This window comes from Gillisella vitis, assembly GCF_001541345.2.
Classification (GTDB): Bacteria; Pseudomonadota; Alphaproteobacteria; order Rhizobiales; family Rhizobiaceae; genus Allorhizobium; species Allorhizobium vitis.
Window position 1 is genome coordinate 173,594 of record NZ_LMVL02000003.1, and the last position, 21,481, is coordinate 195,074.

Annotated in this window: 18 protein-coding genes; 5 read left to right on the forward strand and 13 right to left on the reverse strand. The window is 57.1% G+C overall.

Annotated features, from left to right (window positions below):
• Nucleotides 1-6: 6 nt before the first annotated feature.
• The 5 genes from ASB66_RS10890 to ASB66_RS10915 all read right to left on the reverse strand — a co-directional run bounded on the left by ASB66_RS10890 (nt 7) and on the right by ASB66_RS10915 (nt 7,140).
• Nucleotides 7-954, reverse strand: a complete 948-nt coding sequence (locus tag ASB66_RS10890) for a SurA N-terminal domain-containing protein (RefSeq protein ID WP_060715852.1) — start codon at nt 952-954, stop codon at nt 7-9.
• Between the two features lie 551 nt (nt 955-1,505).
• Nucleotides 1,506-3,839 carry an LPS-assembly protein LptD gene (locus ASB66_RS10900; protein WP_060715850.1) on the reverse strand — a complete coding sequence of 778 codons (2,334 nt, stop codon included), beginning with the start codon at nt 3,837-3,839 and terminating at the stop codon, nt 1,506-1,508.
• On the reverse strand, nt 3,839-4,927 hold the full coding sequence (gene lptG, locus ASB66_RS10905) for an LPS export ABC transporter permease LptG (protein WP_060715849.1): 1,089 nt from the start codon (nt 4,925-4,927) through the stop codon (nt 3,839-3,841). Before lptG ends, ASB66_RS10900 begins: the two co-directional genes overlap by 1 nt.
• Nucleotides 4,924-6,108 carry an LPS export ABC transporter permease LptF gene (gene lptF / locus ASB66_RS10910; protein ID WP_060715848.1) on the reverse strand — a complete coding sequence of 395 codons (1,185 nt, stop codon included), beginning with the start codon at nt 6,106-6,108 and terminating at the stop codon, nt 4,924-4,926. The genes lptG and lptF overlap by 4 nt, the downstream gene beginning before the upstream one ends.
• 225 nt (nt 6,109-6,333) lie before the next feature.
• Nucleotides 6,334-7,140 (reverse strand): phosphatase PAP2 family protein, encoded by an 807-nt coding sequence (locus tag ASB66_RS10915; RefSeq protein WP_060715847.1) that lies wholly within the window; start codon nt 7,138-7,140, stop codon nt 6,334-6,336.
• A gap of 367 nt (nt 7,141-7,507) precedes the next feature.
• On the opposite strand from ASB66_RS10915, the gene ASB66_RS10920 reads away from it, so the two are divergent.
• The gene (locus ASB66_RS10920) at nt 7,508-9,001 is read left to right on the forward strand and encodes a leucyl aminopeptidase (RefSeq protein WP_060715846.1); all 1,494 of its coding nucleotides are present in this window, start codon (nt 7,508-7,510) and stop codon (nt 8,999-9,001) included.
• 15 nt (nt 9,002-9,016) lie between these two features.
• Nucleotides 9,017-9,466: a DNA polymerase III subunit chi gene (locus ASB66_RS10925; RefSeq protein WP_060715845.1), complete on the forward strand. Its 450-nt coding sequence runs from the start codon at nt 9,017-9,019 to the stop codon at nt 9,464-9,466.
• A gap of 83 nt (nt 9,467-9,549) precedes the next feature.
• Here the strand turns inward: ASB66_RS10925 and ASB66_RS10930 are convergent, their stop codons facing one another.
• The gene (locus tag ASB66_RS10930) at nt 9,550-11,457 is read right to left on the reverse strand and encodes a HAMP domain-containing methyl-accepting chemotaxis protein (protein ID WP_060715844.1); all 1,908 of its coding nucleotides are present in this window, start codon (nt 11,455-11,457) and stop codon (nt 9,550-9,552) included.
• A gap of 608 nt (nt 11,458-12,065) precedes the next feature.
• Nucleotides 12,066-13,949, reverse strand: a complete 1,884-nt coding sequence (locus tag ASB66_RS10935; protein ID WP_114386536.1) for an ABC-F family ATP-binding cassette domain-containing protein — start codon at nt 13,947-13,949, stop codon at nt 12,066-12,068.
• A gap of 159 nt (nt 13,950-14,108) precedes the next feature.
• On the opposite strand from ASB66_RS10935, the gene ASB66_RS10940 reads away from it, so the two are divergent.
• Nucleotides 14,109-14,789, forward strand: a complete 681-nt coding sequence (locus ASB66_RS10940; protein WP_081088849.1) for a glutathione S-transferase family protein — start codon at nt 14,109-14,111, stop codon at nt 14,787-14,789.
• 106 nt (nt 14,790-14,895) lie between these two features.
• A complete protein-coding gene (gene ndk / locus ASB66_RS10945; RefSeq protein WP_041696404.1) occupies nt 14,896-15,318 on the forward strand; it encodes a nucleoside-diphosphate kinase in 423 nt (140 codons plus the stop codon).
• Nucleotides 15,319-15,388: 70 nt separating this feature from the next.
• On the opposite strand, the gene ASB66_RS10950 is transcribed toward ndk, so the two are convergent.
• The 5 genes from ASB66_RS10950 to ASB66_RS10970 form a co-directional block, all read right to left on the reverse strand.
• Nucleotides 15,389-15,847: a molybdenum cofactor biosynthesis protein MoaE gene (locus ASB66_RS10950; protein ID WP_060715842.1), complete on the reverse strand. Its 459-nt coding sequence runs from the start codon at nt 15,845-15,847 to the stop codon at nt 15,389-15,391.
• Between the two features lie 4 nt (nt 15,848-15,851).
• Nucleotides 15,852-16,109 carry a molybdopterin converting factor subunit 1 gene (gene moaD / locus ASB66_RS10955; protein WP_060715841.1) on the reverse strand — a complete coding sequence of 86 codons (258 nt, stop codon included), beginning with the start codon at nt 16,107-16,109 and terminating at the stop codon, nt 15,852-15,854.
• The gene (gene pgsA, locus ASB66_RS10960; protein ID WP_015915538.1) at nt 16,106-16,696 is read right to left on the reverse strand and encodes a CDP-diacylglycerol--glycerol-3-phosphate 3-phosphatidyltransferase; all 591 of its coding nucleotides are present in this window, start codon (nt 16,694-16,696) and stop codon (nt 16,106-16,108) included. The genes moaD and pgsA overlap by 4 nt, the downstream gene beginning before the upstream one ends.
• 215 nt (nt 16,697-16,911) lie before the next feature.
• Nucleotides 16,912-18,951 carry an excinuclease ABC subunit UvrC gene (gene uvrC / locus ASB66_RS10965; protein ID WP_060715840.1) on the reverse strand — a complete coding sequence of 680 codons (2,040 nt, stop codon included), beginning with the start codon at nt 18,949-18,951 and terminating at the stop codon, nt 16,912-16,914.
• On the reverse strand, nt 18,948-19,739 hold the full coding sequence (locus ASB66_RS10970) for an SDR family oxidoreductase (protein WP_060715839.1): 792 nt from the start codon (nt 19,737-19,739) through the stop codon (nt 18,948-18,950). Before ASB66_RS10970 ends, uvrC begins: the two co-directional genes overlap by 4 nt.
• A 414-nt stretch (nt 19,740-20,153) precedes the next feature.
• Here ASB66_RS10970 and ASB66_RS10975 point away from each other — a divergent pair, with 414 nt between their 5' ends.
• Complete coding sequence (locus tag ASB66_RS10975; RefSeq protein ID WP_060715838.1) at nt 20,154-20,792, forward strand: outer membrane protein; 639 nt, start codon at nt 20,154-20,156, stop codon at nt 20,790-20,792.
• Between the two features lie 88 nt (nt 20,793-20,880).
• Here the strand turns inward: ASB66_RS10975 and ASB66_RS10980 are convergent, their stop codons facing one another.
• Entirely contained in the window at nt 20,881-21,477 is a 597-nt protein-coding gene (locus tag ASB66_RS10980; RefSeq protein WP_060715837.1) for a glutathione S-transferase, read from the reverse strand.
• Nucleotides 21,478-21,481: the final 4 nt, after the last annotated feature.

Here is a 21,481-nt window from a genome sequence, read left to right on the forward strand (position 1 = left end):
TGATGCTCAACGATTGATGATCTGGGCCTTGGAGCGCAGTTCGGTCAGGTATTTTTCGGAGTTCGGGTCGCCCTTGGACTTGTCTTCCTTGCCGATGTCTTCGGCCTTGAAAACCGCTTCGGCGGCCAGATCGTCGGAGACCTGTTTCTGTTCGCAGATCGCCAGATATTCAACCCCGCGTTCCGTAACGCGCGTACCCGTGGTGTTGCCGCTGGCGCCTTCGATCAAAGGCTTCCAGTCGTCAGGCAGTTCAGGCTTCATCACCCGGCCAAGGTCGCGGATCGATACGTCGAGATAGTTCTTGGCAAAATCCATGGCCTGGTCGCAGCCGGGGAATTTAGCGCGGGACGCGTCGGCCTCTGCCTTGCGCTTGGCGGTCAAGGTGGCGCGTTTGGCGACGGGAACAACGAAAATAACCTGTTTCAGGGTGTATTCCGTCGTTACCGGCTTCTGCTTGTTTTCAAGCAGGCGGGTGACCATGTCTTGGGTACTCATCTTCGAGCGCGACGCATAGCGGGCATTCACCAGTCGTGGCCAGCTCATCTGCACCGCAATATAGGCTTTGAAGTGCTCGACGCCGACGCCGGCCTTGTCAAGGATCTGGCCCATCTGCTGCGTCGATAGCTTGTTGGAAGCGGCGAACCGCCCAAAAGCCTGATCGACATCCGTGGTGCTGACGGACATTCCAACCCGGGCGATTTCCTGGCGTTTCAGCTGCTCGTCGATCAATTCCTGACGGGCCTTCTTAGCGACGTCACCGGTCTCGTGGCGCAGTTTCAGGAAGGCGATCCGCCGCGCCAAATCGGTATTGGTAATCGCGGTTTTATTGACGACCACAGCCACGCCCGTATCGGCCAGGGCTGGAGTGATCGCCGCTGGCGCAAAGCCTGTCACGCAAACCAAAGCCACCGTTGCAACAACAGCGGCGCGCAAAGTTTTATTGTTCAAGGTCATCACCTGTCCTTTTCCCGTGTCGCAGCGATCGAATGGCGCGCGGCACCCTCTGAATGATCGTGTTCAGGGCCTACCGTTAAAAACACGCATGTTTTCGCCCGGTAAACTCTGCTGCATAATTTCTTAAATCGGCATTGATTCAAAGAATTATGCAGCAGTCACAGCATATTGGAGAATTCCCGCTTCCAAGTGAATCGTAGAATGCTCCGTTTTTACTTCCAGGCATTTTCACCACAAAGCCGCACCGCACTTTTGCTGAAAATGCTTTATTACAGGATCGATTGCACAAACCCTGCGGCGAAACAATGGCTTTTCCATAAGAAACGGCGCTTCAACCAACGGTGCAACATCGTTTCTTATGAAAAGTCATCTGTTCTACGGCTTCAGACCGAAAAGCGGAAACCGGATTTCGAAAAATCCGATACGAAAATAAAACCATAGCATCAAGCCGATTCCAGTTTCCGCACGATGCTATTGATATTTTGGATGAATAGGAGTGTCAGCCCGCTGCTCTCCAGGGGAAAACAGCGGGCTTCGAAAGGCGAGACAGATCAATTGAACCCGGTGACGTCGGTATCGCCGACTTTGACATCGCCCAGTGTGCGGAATGTCAGTCGGGCGCCGATGGACCAGTCATTGGCGGATTCGTCGTCGTCCTTGTTCTTGTAGACGATGGAGAAGATCGTGCAATCGTCGGCATAGGACACGCCGATGCCATAGCGGTTGACGTTGTCCTTCTTCACATCCCAGGTAACCGAACCGAAGACCGACCAGAAATCGCCAATCTTGACCGAGCTGGCGTTCTGTATCTCTTCGCGGTCGTAATCATAGAAGTAATTGGGCTGTGCCGCGATCTGGGTGTAGATGAAATTCGTTTGCAGCCGGTCATTGTGATAACCAATGGCCGAATCTGTCCGTTTGACCTCGAAGGTCTTTTCATCAAACCGCGCATTGACCGAGGTGGAAATGCCGTAGGGCGTATCCAGCCCGACCATGCCGACATAATCGGACACTGCGGTTTCCAGACCCGATTCGTTTCCTGCCGCGACCAGGTCGGAGGAGGCAAAGGAGTTCTTGCCGGCCAGTTGATAGGACTGCCCGAAGATACTGCGCAATGTATAGCCACTGTCGAACGAGCCGGTGTAGCGCACGCCGACATTGGCGCGTGTGCCGCCTTCGACTCGGTCATAGCCGGAGAACTTGTCGCGCTCGAACAGGTTGCTGGCGTCAAAGACGAAGCTTTGTGCGTCTTCATTCGGAAGCCTGCCAGCCTGTTGCTCGTCGGGCCGCACGAAGATCTGAGCAATCGGCTCGATAACGTGAGTGCTGCCGGGCGCGCTGATCAGCCACGGATAGCGAACCTCAAGCCCTGCCGTTACCATCGAACGGGTCACGCCAGCAGCGTCGTTATAGTTGCCGGAATAGCTTGTCCCTGGCGAATCCATGTTATTGCCAAAGGCATCGCCACGCGCAGCAAGGATCGGTGTCAGCAAAACGCCTTCCGGTGTGTCGAAGGTGCGTTTCCATTCCAATTCACCGGTCAGACGGGTCGTATTGCCCTTCAGCCCGCTGAAGCGTTGCGTGCCATTGTTCAGGTTTAGAATATCGCTGTTATAGCGTGTCAGAGCCGTGAAGTTGATGGTTGCCGACAATTCCCCGCCCATGAACGGTTCCGGCGCATAATAGCTGTAGTCGATGGTCGGGGTGACAATCGGCTGTTTGCGCTCGGCGACATCCTTACTGTCGGCATCCTGGATGTCGAAGTAATAGGCGTGCATGTCGAAGGAATTGCGATCCCCAAGGCCGGTCAGATAGACCTGATTGGTGTGGGTTTTCTGGTTGAAACCCTCCAGATCGTAGGTGCGGGCGAAGTTGTTGTCGCTCTCCAACATCACATCCCAGCCGAAGCTCCAGTTTGGATTGATGTCGAATTTGCCGGTCGAGCCGACCATTCCCCGGAAGGTCTTCTCGGCATCCGTGGTGCCACTGTCGAACTTGCCTGGATTCAACTGATCGATGCCGGCGATTCGCAAGGTCGCCAATCCATCCTCGAACTGATGGCGCACTTCTGCATCGAGCAGCACGCCCTGGCTGGTAAAGCCACCCAGTTTGATCGTGGCGTCTGTCTGTGGAGAAATGGCCCAGTAATAGGGAACAATGACCCCGAACCCGAGTTTTTGAGTCGTGCTGAATTCGGGAAACAGGAAACCCGACTTGCGCTTGACGGTATTGTCGGGAACCTCGATTGACGGGATCAGCGCAATCGATTTGCCGAAAAGCTGGAAGCGAGCATTTTCAAGACGGATAGTATGGGTCTTGCCATTCTGGATGACCCGTTCCGCCTTGATCTGCCAGAAAGGCGCACGTCCCTGTTCTGCGCAGGGCAGACAGGCAGTGTAGACACCCTTATAGAGGATCATCTGGTCGCCATTGACCCGCTCGCCCTTCTGGGCGGCAATACGGGTATTGTCAGTGGTTTCCACCCGCAGGCTATTGACGAAGCCGTTGGCGAAATCATCGGTGACGTCCATCTTGTCGGCATAGATGCGGTTACCATCAGGCTCTATCAGTTCGATATTGCCATAGGCCATCATCCGACCGGTCTTCTGGTCGTATTCGACGCGCTTGGATACCATCTGGTAACCGGCGTAATTGATCTGGACGCCGCCGACCGCAGTCACCTTCTGGGCGTCCTTGTTATATATCATTTCATTCGCTGCGAGCATGAGCTTCGCATCGGCGGGAATTTTCGGTGACACCAAACCATTGCTGGTGGCAGTCTGTGCATATGAAAAAGGCACAGGAACGAGGGTCGCACTCAAGGCGACACCTGCCAGCAGGGCTGTGAAAAGCCGTTTTATATTTCCGCGGTCAATTGCCGCCACTAACCATCCTCCTGATGAAGCAGGATCGTCGCCCCGAGCGCTGTCGCAACGATGACAGGAACCCAGGTCGCAACGAACGGAGGCACAACGCCACTGCTTCCGAACGCCTTCACGAGCACTGTCGCCACATAAAGCACGAAGCCCGAAATGATTCCACCCAGAATCACGGAACGTGACTGGTTGAACCGGCTGAATTTGAGAGAAACAGTTGCAGCAATCAGAGTCATCGCAACGAAAAGGAAGGGAGTGGAGAGCAGCGTATGAAACTGCGTTTCCAAATTCTTCGTTGAGACGCCATAGGATTTGGCAACTGCGATTTTCTGAGAAAGTTCATAAAAAGCAACAGTATCCGGCTGTGCGAGACGCTCCTGTACAAATTCCTGTTTCAAATTGGTGCTAACTTGTGCCGAGGACTCGCGCCTGGGCGTTTCGCCAGGCTTGGTCTCGACGACATCCTTAAGCAACCAGTAACCATCTTGCAACTTCGCTGTGCGTGCATCCTGACGGGAGGTGATTCGACCCTGTCCATCGAAGTGGATAAACACCGCCTGCATCAGCAACGTACCGTCTTCCAGAACCGAGGTCGCGCCGATGATAGTGTCTTCCTTGCCGGTAATCTGGCGCATCCATGGCACGGAGTTCTTGTTATTGCTGGCCTTGCCTGGGTCGCTGTATTCGGCTTCCAGTGTCGCGGCCTGTTTCTGCCCGAGAGCGGCAAGCGGATTGATGAGCAGGGATGTGGCGCAGCCGAGCAGGAAAGCGCCCAGCAGGAAGGGGAACATGAACTGCCAGACCGAAATCCCTGCGGCACGCGCAATCACCAATTCGGAGCGCCTGTTGAGGGTGATCAGGGTGACCATTCCGGAAAACAGCGCGATGAAGGGTACGGTCTGCTGTAGCAGCAGCGGCAGGCGCATCAGCGTCAGCAGGAAGACGCCGAACAGTGAGGATTGCTCATTGTCGGAGAACCGGCCGCTGACTTCGCTGAAGTCGATCAGGAAAATGATTGCCGCGACGCCGATCACGAACCAGAAGACGGTGATCGCATAGCGCTTGAGAAAATAGCGGCTGAGCGTGTTGAGCATCATGCGCTGCCTCCATTGTCCTGGCCGTTGGCGCTATTGGAGGTAAATCGCCGCTGGAAGGCCAGCCGTGTCGTGTCGATCACGCGGCGCAGGGGAGCAGGCAATTGCGATTTCTTCTGGCGCATCAGCATCAGGGTGGCAATCGCCGCAGTGGCGAGCGGTGTCGCATACATCAGAACGATGAAAGCCGCATTCGATTCGGACTTGTTGGCGGCATAGAAGGTCAGCCAGCGCAGGATCAGCGCGATGGTCAACGCCGCGACCATGGGATGCAGCCGCGCCTCTCTGTGGGAGCGCGCATCGCCGGCGATGGCCAGCGACATCAACGCGAAGGCAAAGGGCAGCAGCCATTCCGTCATGCGCTTGTGCAGCTCCGCCCGGTATTCGCCCGGGTGATCCTTGTAATCGTCGTCGTTTGTATCCGGATTGAGCAGGAAGCCCAGGCTGCGGTCGCTTGGCCGCATTTTGGCCTTGCCCCGGGTTTCCGTCAGGTCGGACAGGTCGAAAGCATAGGAATCGAAGCGAACGATCGAAACCGTGCCGCCCGGTGCTTTGCGCTGGACCTCGCCGTCATGCATGATCAGGGCGGTCCCCGTCTCATCCACCGCGCCTTCGCGGGCATAATAGATCAGCGAATAGGCCGGATCGCGGTAATCGGCGACGAACAGCCCCTTCAGGACACGCCCGGCCAGCCGCTGGGAAATCTGCACATAGAGACCGTCTTCCACCTTGCGGAAGGTTTTTTCCTCGATCACCGTTGACAGAAGGTCTGCATAGGCATTGGCGATCATCTGGCGTGCGGCAACCTTCACCTTCGGCTGCACTTCATTGGTGATAACAAGCGTGATGACGCTGATGGCCAGCGCAAACAGCAGGATCGGCCGGAGAATGACCGCACGCGATGCACCGGCGGCGTCAATGACGGCCAGTTCGGAATCGTTGTTCATCGCCGTCAGGCTCTGGGTAATGCCAATAACCAGCGCGAACGGCATGACGATGGGAATGATGGTGGGCAGAATCAACGTTGCCAGCGTGGCGAAGGAGCCGACCGACTGTCCGGTATCCGTCACAAGATTGATGCGTGCCAGGACCTGCGTTGTCCAGATGATCGCCAGCACGGGCAGAAGTGCCGTCAGGAACATCTGCGCGACACGCCGCAATATATAGGACTCAAGAAGCTTCATGCCGGATCCTGCCAATAGCGCCTATTTGCCCATCGTCAGGGCAAAACACAAGAGCCGATGCTTCAATCACCTGTGCAGGACTTTTTAATGGTGCTTCTTGGCAACAGGCATATGTATGTGCCTTGTTTGCGGTTTGTCAGGGAAAAGTAGAATTCGGTTTTCCCGAAGAGACGACGCAACAACAGAATTGAGAGTCTCTCTGGTTCAATAGGAACCTGACAGACTCTAAAGACGGGACTGATTTCTGGTCCGCAAAAGCCCGCATCCATTTGCCACGGCAAACACGATGGCGAAAATCACCGGGGAAGACAGCCAGCCCAGAACCACGTCGGACAGGTAATGCGCCCCGAAGGCCAGCCGCAGCAGTGGCGAGGCTAGCGACGCGAAGACCAGCGGCCAACCGATGCGCCGCCGCCAGGTGGCTGGCAGCAGGGGAACGATGCAGATGATCCAGCCCGCACCCGCGGCCTCGCCGGAAATGAAGGAACAGTTCTGGTCGCAGGCACCCGCAAAACTGCCCGCCGGTTCGAACCCATAGGGTCCACCGAAAAACACGGTCTGATTGGGGCGTGGCCGACCTGACATGTCCTTCAGAAACACATTGACCAACAGATAGGGTCCAATGGCCGTTGCCAGCAGCGACAGAACCAGCTTGACGATCTGTTCCTGCTGCCAGGCGGCGCGCGGCTGACACAGCTTGACGATCAGCGCCACCAGCACGCCGACGCCAACCACATGTGGCATATAGAACAGGATTTGCCTGATCGCCTTCAGGACCGGCTCGCGCGCAATGGGAAAGCCGCCGCAGATCGTGTTTGCCTCATGCGCTGTGCAATTGCCGGCGCGAAAGAACAGTTCCGACACCGAGATGTCGAAGCCGGGAGCTGAATAGAACACCACCAGCAGCATCACCCAGACGGTGGAAAGCAGGGCGGCGGTCGTAAAGGAGGACCGGGTAAGATCGGGAATACGACAGTGCCGTCCAAAGATATCCGTGACGGTCAGTTGGGGTTTGCGGGCACTGGTCTTCATCGTCTAACTCTTGAGGCTCGTCGCGGCTCGGGCATGCCCCGGTCCTCATGCGCCCCGGTGCTGATTTGCATCATAGCTAATGCTTATAGATGTTATAAGACAATGAACAGTTGCGGGCGGGCCACGCATTACAAATCTTTACTCTGCTCATGGGTCGGAAACGGCTAAATTAGGGTCTGTTGGTGGTGTGGGCGGTGATCGATGTCCACAAGGGCGGCTTTGGCAAAGCGCTTCTTTGATCGGCAGTGAGGACAAGGCATGAGGAGAAGCGGGCAGGCCCTGTTGCAATCATGCGCAAAACCGACATGATCGGCGCCCAAAGCAAATCGTGACAATCGCGATCAAACATGCAGTGCCGGAGTAAGCCATGTCCATGAAGCTGGAAATTTCCTTTGCCCCATCCGCCTTAATCGAGACGGGGCTGGTCCTTAGCCTGAAGGAGGCCGAGGCTACCTTGCCGGCCGGGGCCGCTACGGTCGATCCGTCCGGGATTTTTGCAAAGGCCGCCGCAACAGCGAAGTTCAAGGCCAAGGCGATGTCGGCTCTCGACATTCTTGCCCCCGCCGGTTCGTCTGCGGACCGGCTGATCGTCATCGGAGCTGGCAAGGCCGCCGATCTTGTCGATCATGATTGGCTGCGTCTGGGTGGGGTGGCAGCGGCAAACCTGAAGGGCGCAGAGGCCGCGACGGTCTTTCTTGATGCGGACGGATTGACGGTGACGGCGGAGGCTGTTCGTGATTTTGCCATTGGCATGTTGCTGCGCGCCTATTCCTTCGACGATTACAAGACGAAGAAAAAGGACGATGACGACAAGACACCGTCCGCCGTCCAGATCACCCTGGTGACCGCTGTGGCCGACGCTGCGGAACGGTTGTTTGCCGCTGAGGGCAGGGCGGTTGTCGATGGTGTTCTTCTGGCACGTAACCTCGTCAACCTGCCGGCCAATGTACTGGGTCCGGTGGAATTTGCCGACCGCGCCAAGGCGCTGGAAGCGCTAGGCGTCGAGGTGGAAATCCTCACCGAAACCGAAATGGCCAGCCTTGGGATGGGCGCGCTTCTGGGTGTGGCCCAGGGTTCAGTCCGTCCGCCGCGCCTTGCTGTCATGCAGTGGAAGGGCGGCGCACCGGATGGTCAGCCCATTGCCTTCATCGGCAAGGGCGTGGTGTTCGACACTGGCGGCATTTCCATCAAACCGGCGGGCGGTATGGAAGACATGAAGGGCGATATGGGCGGTGCCGCCGCCGTCATCGGCTTGATGCATACGTTGGCGGCCCGCAAGGCCAAGGTCAATGCTATCGGCATTCTCGGCCTTGTCGAAAACATGCCTGATGGTAATGCCCAGCGCCCCGGCGATATCGTCACTTCGATGTCCGGCCAGACCATTGAAGTGATCAATACCGATGCCGAAGGCCGTCTCGTGCTGTGCGACGCGCTGTGGTATTGCAACGACCGTTTCAAGCCTGCTTTGATGATCAACCTGGCGACGCTGACCGGCGCCATCCTGGTGGCGTTGGCCAATCTGCATGCCGGGCTGTTTTCCAATGATGACACGCTGGCGGACAATCTGCTGAAAGCCGGTCTTTCCACCAATGAGCGCCTGTGGCGCATGCCGCTTGGCAAGGATTATGACAAGCTGATCGATAGCAAGTTCGCCGATATGAAAAATACCGGTGGCCGGTATGGTGGTTCGATCACGGCGGCGCAGTTCCTGAAGCGCTTCGTTGGCGACACGCCCTGGGCGCATCTCGATATTGCCGGTACGGCGATGGCCTCGCCGAAGGACGAGATCAACCAGTCCTGGGCATCGGGCTTTGGTGTGCGCCTGCTCGATCAGCTGGTGCGTGATGCCTATGAAGCGTAAGGGGATAGCCCGGCCTTGACCGATGTCTTGTTCTATCACCTGACCGAGACCCGGCTGGAGGATGCGCTTCCGGCGCTTTTGGAAAAAAGCGTCGAGCGCGGCTGGAAGGTTGGCGTGGAAATGCGTGATGCGGAGCGGTGTGACCGGCTGGATCAGCATTTATGGACCTTTCGCGACGACAGTTTTCTGGCGCATGGCATCAGCACTGGCGAGCAGGCGGAGGTACAGCCGATCCTTCTTTGCCTGTCCTCCGACAATCCGAATGGGGCGACGGTGCGCTTTTATATCGACGGTGCCGTGCCGGACCTGCCGCTCGTCTATGAGCGGATCGTTTTCGTCTTCGATGGCCATGATCAGGGCGAGTTGGAAACGGCGAGAGGCGAATGGAAACGGCTGAAAGGTGAGGGCCATGCGCTCACCTATTGGCAACAGAACAACCAGGGCCGATGGGAAAAGAAGGCTTGATAGAATGTCGTTTCACGCTTGAAACGAAACATTGACGCGGTTGCCCGCGTCAATGTGATTGGTGGGACGCAGGCGTTTCCGGCTCAGGCCGCCTGACGTTTCTGCCTTTGGTGATCGCTGCCAGCCTCCAGCTTGAAATGCGAGATCAGCCGGGCGAGGTTCTGGGCGTCATCGGCCAATTGGTTGGTGCTCGCCGTGGTTTCCTCCACCATGGCGGCATTGCGTTGGGTGACCTGGTCCATCTGGCTGACGGCGGAATTGACCTCTTGCAGCTTGAAGGATTGTTCCTTGGCCGCATTGGCGATCTGATGCACCTGCGCATTGATATCCACCACATGATCGCGGATCTTGGAGAGCGCATCGCCGGTGGCGGTAACGAGCCGCACGCCTGCATTGACTTCCTCGCCCGATTTGGTGATCAGCGACTTGATGTCCTTGGCAGCACCTGCGGAGCGTTGCGCCAATTCGCGCACTTCCTGAGCGACAACCGCAAAGCCCTTGCCGGCTTCACCTGCTCGTGCGGCTTCGACGCCAGCATTCAGTGCCAGCAGGTTGGTCTGGAAGGCGATCTCGTCAATGACATTGATGATCTTGCCGATTTCGCCAGAAGCTTGCTCGATCCGGCCCATGGCCGAGACGGCGTCATGGACGACGGAGGCCGATTGTTCGGTGCTGCGGCGGGCCTCATCCACCATGCGGCTGGTCTGCTGGGCGCGATCATTGGAGGAATGCACCGCCGTGGTGATTTCCTCCAATGCGGAAGAGGTTTCCTCAAGGGTGGCAGCCTGTTGCTCGGTGCGCTTGGCCAGATCGTCCGAGGCAAACCGCAATTCGCCGGAGCCGGAATTGATCATGTCGATGGAGGAGCGCACTTCGCCGACAATGCCCCGCAGTGCGGACATCGTCCCGTTGACATTCTGCTGCAACTCGGCAAACGCGCCGTGGAACTGGCCGCGCATCGTATCGGTCAGATCACCATCCGAGAGGGCGGCGACGATGCGGCGGGTTTCGCCAAGGCCGGTATCGATGGACTGCACCAGTTTATTCATCGATGAGGCAAAGGCGTTCAGATCTTCGAAATCGAAATCCCGGGTGATCCGCTGGCTGAAATCGCCAACAACGGCGGCGGCGACCACTTCACCGATACTATCGCGCAGTTCATCGGATTTCTGCCGCATATGCAGTTCCTGAGCATTCATCGTCTGGACGCGCAGGCCGTTCTGTTTGAACACCTCGAGCGCCCGGGCCATGTCGCCGATTTCGTTGCCGCGTTCCAGATAGAGCACCTGGGTGTTCAGGTCGCCATCGGCGAGACGCCGCATTGCGCGGGTCAATCGCTCGATGGGATTGGAAACGCCCTTGAACACAAAGACCATCGCCCCGATACCCGCAATGGCGCCCAGCGCCAGAACCAGGCCATTGAGCAGCAGCGACAGTTGAAAGGCCGATGCTGCATTTTCATACATGCGGCCAGCCGCATCGACATTGGCATCCCGGAAAATATCGGCCTGTTCGTCCATGGCGTTATAGGCACTGACCATGTCTCCGGTCAGCAAGGCCGCAGCCTTGTCCTTTTCACCTTTGGACGAATAGGCCACCATCTGGTTGTGCAGTGTAACGTAAGAAACCATGGCCAGCTTGAAGGCGTCATAGGCCTTGCGCTCTTCAGGCAGCGAGATCAGCGTTTCATAGGTTTTCATCCGCTTGTCCAGCTTCTGCATTTCCGTTTTCAGGGCGTCGTCCGCTTCCTGAATGGCCTGTGGCGTTTTGCTCAGGATATGGCGCATTTCGAGGCCGCGCAAATTGGCGAGTGAAATGTTGAGGCGGTTGGTAATATCGACCGACGGAACGGCGTCTTTCGCCAATCCCTCTACATTGTCAAACACGCCGGACATGGACGACAGGGCGAAGCAGCCCTGGAGGAGAAGGAGTAGCATCAGGCCGCTAAACGCGCTGGCCAACGATGTCTTGAGCGAGAAATTCAGATGCATTGATCTGTTCCAATCGAGCCGATGGCAAATATCATCTTTGTCCGACAGCGTGCTTGCACCATTCCGCGCAATTCATTGCGCGGAGGCCTGGAGTTTCATCATGTGACACGTGCTGGAAGAGCACCGTGGAGGAATGGATATAAAAGCCGGAGAGCGGCTGAACCTGCTGACAGATATGACGCGACATTTACGCTGGGGGCGAGCGTTGACAGCCGACGGAGGGACATGGCAACCGGCATGTTTATTGCTAGTCTGTCCTTGGTGAGGATGATGTTGCTTAATATTTAAAATATCTCTAATAGATAATTAACCCTGTTATTTTAGGGGTTTATCGACTTATCCTAAAAGATTCAGGGGTTTAGAGAATTGCTTCGCTGCATTCAGTTGAATGGTTTTTGTTTGCAATGCAAAAATAATAATAGAAAGGCGGGATTCCGGAATTTATGTTTAATCCGATTGTCGAGTACCGGAAATACGCATTGCTCACTATAGACAGTATTTAAAATTTAAAGTTGTTTTTTGTTTTGCACATCTGCCTGCGATTTCAATGACCGCTATAGCATCGATGGCTTCCAAGCATTCTGGTCGATTACGATGAGAAAGACTGTCTAGCCCGCCATCGCCTCTTCATATTCGGTTGAAAGCTCCAGCCATTGCTCTTCGGCAGCGCTCAGCTTTGCGGCCGCCTCGCCGCGCTGCTTAACCTTTTCCGCCGCCTTGGCCGGATGCTTTTCATAGAGAACCGGATCTGCAAGTTCTGCATCAAGGCCTTGAATCACTGCTTCCAGTTTCTTGGTCAGCGACTCGATTTCGTTGATCTTTTTCTTCAGCGGCGCCAGCGCGGCCCGCTTTTCGGCATTGGCCTTGCGCTGGTCGGCTTTTTTTCCGGCCTCGACGGTTACGTCAATTTTTTCTTCTTTTTTTTTACCCGAAGAGACAATCAGGTCGCGGTATTCTTCCATGTCCCCTTCGAATGTGGTGACGGTGCCGTTATTGACCAGCCAGAGCCGGTCCACCGTCGCTTCGATCAGGTGGCGATCATGGGAGATCAGGATAACGGCGCCATCGTAATCGTTCAGCGCTTCGATCAGCGCGCGGCGGCTGTCGATGTCGAGATGGTTGGTCGGCTCATCAAGGATCAGCAGGTTGGGGGCGTGAAAGGCGGCAAGGCCCATCAGCAACCGGGCCTTTTCTCCACCGGACAAATCCTTGGCGGCTGTCGCCATCTTTTCGGTGGCCAGCCCCATCTGGGCGACGCGAGCGCGCACCTTGGCTTCCGGTGCCTGCGGCATCAACCGGCGCACGTGTTCCACTGGCGTATCTCCCGGCACCAGATCGTCCAGCTGATGTTGGGCGAAGAAGCCGATCTTCAGGCTTGGCGCCAGCCGCAGGTCGCCACTTTCCGGCGGAAGACGACCGGAAATGAATTTGGCGAAGGTGGATTTACCATTACCGTTTGATCCCAGCAGCGCGATGCGGTCATCCGCATCGATGCGCAGGTTGAGGTTCTTGAGGATCGGCTTGCCGGGTTCGTATCCAACGGAACCGCCATTGATGGCGATGATTGGCGAGGCGGGCTGCTTTTCCGGCTCCGGGAAGGTTATCGGCTGGACGTGATCCTCGATGACTGCGGAGACCGTGCCCATGCGCTCCAGCGCTTTCACGCGGCTCTGGGCCTGTTTGGCCTTGGAGGCCTTGGCCTTGAACCGGTCAATGAAGCTTTGCAGATGCTTGCGCGCCGCATCGCTCTTGGCCTTCGACTTCATCTGCAATTCGTCGTTCTCGGCCTTCTGGCGCTCGAACTGGTCATAGCCGCCGCGATAGAAGGTCAGCTTTTTCTGGTCGAGATGGACGATGGCATTGACCGCGTTGTTGAGCAGGTCGCGGTCATGGCTGATGATGATGACAGTGTGCGGGTAGCGGCGGATATAGTCTTCCAGCCACAGCGTGCCTTCAAGGTCGAGATAGTTGGTCGGTTCGTCCAACAACAGCAAGTCCGGCTCGGCAAACAGCACCGAGGCCAGTGCCACGCGCATCCGCCAGCCGCCGGAAAAGGCCGAGGCTGGGCGCAACTGCGCTTCCTGATCGAAGCCGAGACCGGCAAGAATGCTGGAGGCGCGGGCTTCCGCCGAATGGGCATCGATATCCACCAGCCGCATCTGGATGTCGGCGATCCGGTTCGGGTCGGTGGCCGTTTCTGCCTCCGCCATCAGCGCGGTGCGCTCCTTATCGGCAGCCAACACGATTTCGATCAGGCTGTCCTCGGTGCCGGGGGCTTCCTGCGCCACCTGACCGATCTTGGCATTCTTGGGAATGGAGACCGAGCCACTTTCGGCGCCCAGGTCGCCGGTGATCACCCTGAACAGGGTGGATTTTCCGGCACCATTGCGGCCGACAAGACCCGCTTTCGTGCCTGTTGGCAGCGAAATGCTGGCGTGGTCAATCAGCAGGCGGCCTGCAATACGGGCGGAGACGTCATTGATGGTAATCATGGCTGGCGTTTTGGCCGATGATGGCCGGGAAGGCAAGGGGGCGGGAGTGGGGAAGGGCGTCAGTCTTGATGTTGATGGCTGATATAAGCATTTTTGATTTGAATAGTTGGGACGATTGACATCCGATAGTCGGATCGTTTCGACCGGAGGCCACCACCGATGACCCGACTTCTCTACTCACTTGCAGGAACAGACCTCACTCGTCCGTTTTCACCGCATTGCTGGAAGATCATCCTGGCGCTGCGCCACAAGGGATTGAGCTTCGAGGAAAAGCCGCTGGCTTTTACCGAAATTCCAACGGTGGAGGAGGGTGTCTCGAAACTGGTGCCGATCCTGCGCGATGGCGATACCGTGGTCGCGGACAGTTTCCAGATCGCGCTTTATCTGGAAGAGGCCTATCCGGATCGTCCCAGCCTGTTTCGCGGCGAGGGCGGCAAGGCTCTGGCACGGTTTGTGGAAGGCTATTCGCAATCCACCATCCATCCGGCCATCAGTGCCATCATCCTGATGGACATTTATAATATGATCTCTCCAGCTGATCAGGCGCATTTTCGCAAAACCCGCGAAGCGCTGTTCGGCAAGGTGCTGGAAGAGATTTTCCCCGATCGCGACGGTGCGATTGCGGCTTTTCCGGCAAAACTCCAGCCTTTGCGGCATATGCTGCGCTCGCAACCTTTTATCGGCGGGGAAAAGCCATTGTTTGCCGATTACATCGTGTTTGGCGCATTCCAATGGTTGAAGATCGTCACAGGCTCGATCTTCCTGCCCGAAGACGATCCGGCAGCGCAATGGTTTGAGCGCTGCGCGGCTCTTGGCTTGGCGCAGGCTGACGCAGCATAAAGGCCTCGTCATGTGACGGTGGCGTGAAATTCGCGTCTCCCCCTTGTCTTCGCGAATCGGGGCAGGTAGAAACCGCCCACTTTCCCTACAAACAAAGGACGAGACGATGGCGATTGAACGCACCTTTTCGATGATCAAGCCGGATGCAACCAAGCGTAACCTGACGGGCGCGATCACCAAGGTTTTTGAAGACAACGGCCTGCGTGTTGTTGCTTCGAAGCGCGTCTGGATGAGCACGCGCGAAGCTGAAGGCTTCTACGCTGTTCACAAGGAACGCCCTTTCTTTGGCGAACTGGTTGAAGGCATGACGTCCGGCCCAACCGTGGTTCAGGTTCTGGAAGGCGAAGGCGCCATCCTCAAGAACCGCGAAATCATGGGCGCGACCAACCCTGCCCAAGCTGCCGAAGGCACGATCCGCAAGCAGTTCGCCCTCTCCATCGGCGAAAATTCCGTTCACGGCTCCGACGCCCCGGAAACCGCCGCTGAAGAAATCGCTTACTGGTTCGCAGCGACCGAAATCGTCGGCTGAGCCTCTTCGAGGCTCTTGGCTTATAGAATATTTGAAATAAAAAGACCGGGGCCGTGAGGCTCCGGTTTTTTCATGTCCACCGGTCGCGGGCCGCGTCGTCGGCGTCACGGGCGGCGACCCAGCCGCCTGACGTGCCATCCTTGCCATGCTCCTTCTTCCAGAAGGGGGCGGCGGTTTTCAGGAAATCCATCACGAAATTGGCACCATCGAAGGCCGCTTGTCGGTGGCTTGAGGCGGCGATTACCAGCACGATCTGTTCGCCAGCGGCGATCTTGCCATAGCGATGCAGCACGGTCAGCGCCATCAGATCGAACCGCTCGATGGCAAGCGTGGCAATCCGGTTCATCTCGGCTTCTGCCATGCCGGGGTAATGTTCCAATTCCAGCGCATTGAGCCTGCCCTGTTCATCCCGGCAAAGTCCGACGAAGGAAACCAACGCGCCGATATCTGTGCGGCCCGTAGTGATCAGTGCGGCCTCGGCGGCGGCATCGAAGTCCTCGCGCTGGACCCGGATCAGAGGCGGCACCATGGCCTCAACCACCGGTCATCGGCGGAAACAGGCCGATTTCGCGCGCACCGGCCAAAAGCTCGTCATGCTCGACATGTTCCTGATTGACAGCAATACGAATGGCGTTTGGAAATTGCAGCGCCTCGGCGTAATTCTCGCCGCGTTCAGTTAGATAGGCGATCAGGTCGGCGCCGGTTTTGACCTGCTCGGGCAGAGCAAACTCTTCCTCGTCGAGGCCGATCTTTTCACGCACCCAGGCGAAATAGACGAGCTTGACGGTCATTCGTCCACCATATGCTTCACACCGGCTTTGAAATAGTCATAGCCAGTATACATGGTCAGCGCGGCGGCGATCCACAACAGGCCGATGCCGATCTGGGTGGTGTAAGGCAGAACCTTATCGCCCGCCGGACCGGCCAGCAGAAAAGCCAGCGCCACCATCTGCACAGTGGTTTTCCACTTGGCGATCCGCGTCACCGGCACGCTGACCTTCAGCTCGGCCAGATATTCCCGAAGGCCGGAGACCAGAATTTCGCGGCAGAGGATAATGATGGCGGCCCAAAGCGACCAGCCGGCAATGGTTTTTTCGGTATCGGCCGCCATCAGCAACAGGCAGGTGGCGACCAGCAGTTTGTCGGCAATCGGGTCGAGCATCCGGCCGATATTGGAGGTCTGGTTCCAGATTCGGGCCAGATAGCCGTCGAAGAAATCGGTAATCGAGGCGACAACAAAAATCGCCAGCGCAGCCCAACGGGCAAAGTCGGTGCTTTGCAGCTTGCCTTCCAGATAGAAGCACAGAACGATCAACGGCACGGCCAGAATACGGCCATAAGTCAACAGGTTGGGGATGCTGTAGGTACGCGAAGCCATGATGCCCTGTCTTTGTTATGAAGCGCTGGAAGATGGCGCTTAGGAAGATCGATCGTCAAGCCGGTAAAATGTAGTGTGGTTCACTTTATATGGGCACTTGGCTTGCCTGTAACACTGTTTATCTGCCGCATAATGTTCCTTTTGCGCCGATTCAGGCACAGAAATTATGCCGTGGAATTTCTGCGATGGAAAAGGCCATTTTGTGCCCGGTCTCGCTACTCGCCGCTGTTTTCATGAAAATGATTGTAAATTTGTCGTGCGACGGCTTCCGAAATGCCATCCACCGCCATTAGATCGTTCATCGCTGCCCTTGAGACCGCCTTGGCCGTGCCGAAATGCTGTAACAGCGCCCGTTTGCGGGTCGGCCCGATGCCGCCGATTTCATCCAGCGGGTTCTTGACCATTTCCTTCTTACGCCGCGCCCGGTGCGAGCCGATGGCAAAGCGATGCGCTTCATCCCGCAGCCGCTGGATGAAATACAGTACCGGATCGCGTGGCGGTAAGGTGAAGTCCGGCTTGCCCTCGGCAAAAAAGCGTTCGCGGCCCGCATCGCGGTCAACGCCCTTGGCGACGCCGATGGCGGTGACGCAATCGGTAATGTCCAGTTCCTTCAAAATCGCCCTGACGGCGGTCATCTGGCCCTGTCCACCATCGATCAGGATCACGTCGGGCCAGGCCGGGAAAACCGCATCCGCGCCTTCCTCGGTGACAGTTTTGCGGTCCGGCTTGCCTTCTTCCTTCAACAGTCGCGAAAAGCGCCTTGTCATCACTTCGCGCATCATGCCGAAGTCGTCGCCGGGGGTGATGTCGGTCGATTTGATGTTGAACTTGCGATACTGGTTGCGCACGAAGCCTTCCGGCCCAGCGACGACCATGCCGCCCACCGCATTGGTCCCCATGATGTGGGAATTGTCGTAGATCTCGATCCGACGTGGCACATAAGAGAGTGCGAATGTCTCGGCAAAGCCTTTCAGCAAGCGTTCCTGCGAGGCCGTCTCCGCCAGCTTGCGGCCATGCGCTTCACGAGCATTGCCATGCACATGCTCGACCAGATCCTTCTTCTCGCCGCGCTGCGGCACCAGGATCGTCACCTTGTAACCAGCCTTCTCGGAGAGCGCGAGACTCAACAGATCCTGTTCGTCAATCCCCTCCGACAGCAGGACTTGGCGGGGGCAGGGCTTGTCGTCGTAAAACTGTGCCAGAAAGGCGCTCAACACTTCCGCGCCGGTCATTTGCGGATCGGCCTTCGGGAAATAGGCGCGGTTGCCCCAGTTCTGTCCCGTCCTGAAAAAGAACACCTGGATACAGGTCAGTCCGCCCTCGTGATGGATGGCGAAAATATCGGCTTCCTCGACGCCAGCCGGGTTGATGCCCTGGTGGCTCTGCACATGGGAGAGGCCTGCCAGACGGTCGCGGAACACGGCGGCGCGTTCGAAATCCAGCTCTTCCGCCGCCTCGTTCATGGTCCGCGCCATGGCTTCCTTGACGTTTTGGCTCTTGCCAGAGAGGAAATCCTTGGCTTCCTTCACCAGCACACCATAATCGGCATCGCTGATTTCATGGGTGCAGGGGCCGGAACAGCGCTTGATTTGATAAAGAAGGCAGGGTCGCGTGCGGCTTTCGAACACGCTGTCAGTGCAGGTACGCAACAGAAAGGCCCGTTGCAGCGAATTGATGGTGCGGCCAACAGCGCCCGCCGAGGCGAAGGGGCCGAAATAATCGCCCTTGCGGGCGCGCGCACCGCGATGCTTGTAAATGGCGGGGGCGCGGCCATCGCCGGTAATCAGGATATAGGGAAAGCTCTTGTCGTCGCGCAACAGCACGTTATAGCGCGGCCGCAAACGCTTGATCAGATTGGCTTCGAGCAACAGCGCCTCGACCTCGGTGCGGGTCGTGACGAATTCCATATGGGCGGTTTCGCGCACCATGCGGGTCAAGCGGTTGGAATGCAGGCGGCCTTGCGCGTAATTGCTGACGCGCTTTTTCAGGCTGCGGGCCTTGCCGACATAAAGGACGTCGCCGTCGCCATTCATCATCCGGTAGACGCCGGGATTATTGGGCAGCTTCTTGACGAATTCGGCAATCAGGTCGGCGCCGGTCAGGCCGCTGCCATGCAGGGCGCCTTCGTTCCAGTCGATCGGCGGCAACACGGCAGCGATCGCGGGGTCGATTGCGCCCTCTACCGCAATGTCGTCCTCGTCATCTTCTGTGCCATCATAGAGAATGCCGCCTTCCGGCTGCTTCCCTGGGGTCATTCCGCAATCTCCGTACCGTTTGCGCCGGGCCAAATCAAATGTTGCCCGCCATCGAGGGCGAACATTTGGCCGGTGATCGATGGCGTGTCAAAAAGAAAGCGGATGGTGCGGCCGAATTCTTCAAGACCCGCACCCTGCTTCAGCGGCAGGCTATCGATCTGGGCCTGGAAATCCTTCTGCTCCTGCCGCTCGCTTTTCAGTGTCGGGCCGGGGCCGATGGCATTTACCCGGATCTGTGGGGCAAAGGCCTGCGCCATGGTTCTCGTCGCCGTCCACAAGGTGGATTTCGACAATGTATAGGAAAAGAAGGTTGGTTTCAGAGCCAATACCCGCTGATCGATGATGTTGACGATCAGGCCAGAGCCATTGTCCGGCACCTGCCGATGAAATTCAGCGGCGAGAATGGCCGGAGCGCGGACATGGATATCGAAATGGGCGGCGAAATGCTCCGCATTGAACTGGTCTGCCTTGTCATCCACAAACACCGAGGCATTGTTGACCAGCAGACCGAGAGGGCCGAGGGCTTGAGATGCATTGGCGATCAGCGCCTGGGTCTCTGCAATGTCGCGAAGATCGGCTTTCAGCGCCACCGCTTTGCCGCCCTTGGAACTTATCCGGTCTGCCAGAGTTTCAGCTTCGTCAAGAGAAGCATGGGTGTGGATGGCGACGGCAAAACCGTTGTCTGCCAGATCCTCCGCAATGGCACGGCCAATCCGTTTGGCGGAAGCGGTGACAAGTGCGGTTCTTGGGGCGGTTTGTGGCCCAGCGGTTGGACGAGGGGCGGACATGCTCTTCACCTTTTGTTATCTCCGGTTTTGTATGGACTGGCGAGACACGCACGGCGCCGCTGTCATGACCTGCAAGATATATGGCAGGGGGTGGCTAAGTTGAAGGTCGCCAATCCTGGATTTCCAACCCTTTATTATTTGATGTCACACGGCATTTACGAAAGTAAAATGCCGTGAGCGCTAAGTAATATTTTGTTGACGATTTGTTAGGGTTAACAAATCACCTGTTGCACGAAAGCAACGTCTAAATTTTGCCTAGTGTTTGCCTAAAATATTTCACAATTCGGCTCTTCCAATTCCGCAATTGAGGGCCATTTTCAACACTGAAGCGGGCAGGGACATCCGTGCAGGTATTCGAACCGTAAGAGACGACATGATCGCCATCGGTTCGTTTTATAAATAGGAGAATTTGGTATGCGTACTCTCGTTATGATTTTGCTGGCATCGTCTGCTGGTCTTTCCCTCGTCACCGGCGCTCACGCTGCCGATGCCGTTATGTCGGTGCCGGAAGCGCCCGCAGCCGTCGATATGCCGGCTCCGGTCACCAACTGGGCCGGTGCTTACGTCGGCGGTGCCGGCACCTATACAATGGGTCGTTCGCACGGCAGCAAGTTCAGCGCCCGTGCATTCGGTGGCCAGGTCTATGGTGGCTACAACATGCAGAACGACAAGATCGTTTACGGTGGTGAAGCTGACATTGGTTATGACGGCAATGGTAGCCGCTCCGGCGCTGGCCTGACCGGCAAGCAGGGCGTAAACGGCTCTATTCGTGGCCGCGTCGGTTACGATCTCAACCCGTTCATGGTTTACGGTACGGCTGGTGTGGCTGCGGCTGACACCAAGATTTCCGGTGCAGGCGGTTCCGACAGCAAGGCTGCTCTCGGTTACACGGTCGGTGCAGGTGTCGAAGCCATGGTGACCAACAACATCACCACCCGTATCGAATACCGCTACACCGATTACCAGAACAAGGACTACGACATCGGTGGTTCCAAGGTTTCGCGCGGCTTTGACGACCAGAGCGTCAAGGTTGGTATCGGCATGAAGTTCTGATCAGCCGATTGTTGTGATATCGAAAGAAGCCCGGCCTTAGCGCCGGGCTTCTTGATTCTGGGAAGACTTTTTAAGTCTGGGAACACTGTCAGGCTTGCGGTCGCAGCAACTGATACCCATCGAATTTCTTGGCAAACAGCACCGGCCATTCGGTCAGCGCCACATGACCGTTTTCCCATTCGCCGGGAAAGCGCAGCATCAGGTAGTCGAGCAGGCCCGCCATGGAAAAATGGCCGCCGTTCAGCTTCTTGCCCATCTTCGGCATATGGGCTTCGAGATAGTCCAGCCCGCGTGTGACCTTTTCCCATTGCCGGTCGATATAGGGCTGGTGGATCTTTTCCGGCGGATGCAGGCGCTTCTCATAGACAATCGCCAGAAGGCAATCGGTGATGCCGTCGCACAGCGCTTCGAGCACCTCGGCCTCGGTGCGCTTCTCGTCTTTTTTCGGATAGAGGCCACCGTCAGAGATGCGGTTCAGATACTGCATGATGGCGCGGCTGTCGTAAATCGCCTGGCCCTCGTCGGTAATCAGGGTCGGGATTTTGCCGAGCGGATTGTTGTCGATCAGGTCGGACGGATTGGCATTGGTGTCGACCTTGATTTCCTCAAGAGTGATGCGGGTGGCGCGGGCGGCCATCCTGACCTTGGAGGAATAGGGTGAGGCGGGAGCATAAAGCAGCTTCATCGGT